Raw genomic sequence first — 1,667 nt, forward strand, 5'->3', positions numbered from 1 at the left:
TGCAACTCTAGAAAGGAGGTGATCCAGCCGCACCTTCCGATACGGCTACCTTGTTACGACTTCACCCCAGTCACGAATCCTACCGTGGTAAGCGCCCCCCTTGCGGTTAAGCTACCTACTTCTGGTAAAACCCGCTCCCATGGTGTGACGGGCGGTGTGTACAAGACCCGGGAACGTATTCACCGCGACATGCTGATCCGCGATTACTAGCGATTCCAACTTCATGTAGTCGAGTTGCAGACTACAATCCGGACTACGATACACTTTCTGGGATTAGCTCCCCCTCGCGGGTTGGCGGCCCTCTGTATGTACCATTGTATGACGTGTGAAGCCCTACCCATAAGGGCCATGAGGACTTGACGTCATCCCCACCTTCCTCCGGTTTGTCACCGGCAGTCTCATTAGAGTGCTCTTTCGTAGCAACTAATGACAAGGGTTGCGCTCGTTGCGGGACTTAACCCAACATCTCACGACACGAGCTGACGACAGCCATGCAGCACCTGTGTTACGGTTCTCTTTCGAGCACACCTCGATCTCTCGTGGCTTCCGTACATGTCAAGGGTAGGTAAGGTTTTTCGCGTTGCATCGAATTAATCCACATCATCCACCGCTTGTGCGGGTCCCCGTCAATTCCTTTGAGTTTTAATCTTGCGACCGTACTCCCCAGGCGGTCTACTTCACGCGTTAGCTGCGTTACCAAGTTAATTAAAACCCGACAACTAGTAGACATCGTTTAGGGCGTGGACTACCAGGGTATCTAATCCTGTTTGCTCCCCACGCTTTCGTGCATGAGCGTCAATCTTGACCCAGGGGGCTGCCTTCGCCATCGGTGTTCCTCCACATCTCTACGCATTTCACTGCTACACGTGGAATTCTACCCCCCTCTGCCAGATTCTAGCCTTGCAGTCTCCATCGCAATTCCCAGGTTGAGCCCGGGGATTTCACGACAGACTTACAAAACCGCCTGCGCACGCTTTACGCCCAGTAATTCCGATTAACGCTTGCACCCTACGTATTACCGCGGCTGCTGGCACGTAGTTAGCCGGTGCTTATTCTTCAGGTACCGTCATTAGCAAGGGATATTAGCCCTCACCGTTTCTTCCCTGACAAAAGAGCTTTACAACCCGAAGGCCTTCTTCACTCACGCGGCATTGCTGGATCAGGCTTTCGCCCATTGTCCAAAATTCCCCACTGCTGCCTCCCGTAGGAGTCTGGACCGTGTCTCAGTTCCAGTGTGGCTGGTCGTCCTCTCAGACCAGCTACTGATCGATGCCTTGGTAGGCCTTTACCCCACCAACTAGCTAATCAGATATCGGCCGCTCCAGGAGCATGAGGTTCTTGCGAATCCCCCACTTTCATCCTTAGATCGTATGCGGTATTAGCGTAACTTTCGCTACGTTATCCCCCACTCCAGGGTACGTTCCGATATATTACTCACCCGTTCGCCACTCGCCGCCAGGTTGCCCCGCGCTGCCGTTCGACTTGCATGTGTAAGGCATGCCGCCAGCGTTCAATCTGAGCCAGGATCAAACTCTTCAGTTCAATCTCTGTTTAATGTCCTTGCGGACAGATCGCTCACTCAAAATACTGACAAGCTCATCTTTCGATGCGCCGTGTTTCTTTTTTGTGAACATTTGATAATTTAAGTATTCAACATCGCTTGCGCT

General features: G+C 52.4%; 1 rRNA gene. It reads right to left on the bottom strand.

Annotated features, from left to right (window positions below):
• Positions 1-11 precede the first annotated feature (11 nt).
• A 16S ribosomal RNA gene (locus PO883_RS34360) occupies positions 12-1,542 on the bottom strand.
• Positions 1,543-1,667 lie beyond the last annotated feature (125 nt).

Origin of the sequence: Massilia sp. DJPM01 (assembly GCF_030348125.1) — a bacterium.
Taxonomy (GTDB): domain Bacteria; phylum Pseudomonadota; class Gammaproteobacteria; order Burkholderiales; family Burkholderiaceae_D; genus Telluria_A; species Telluria_A frigida.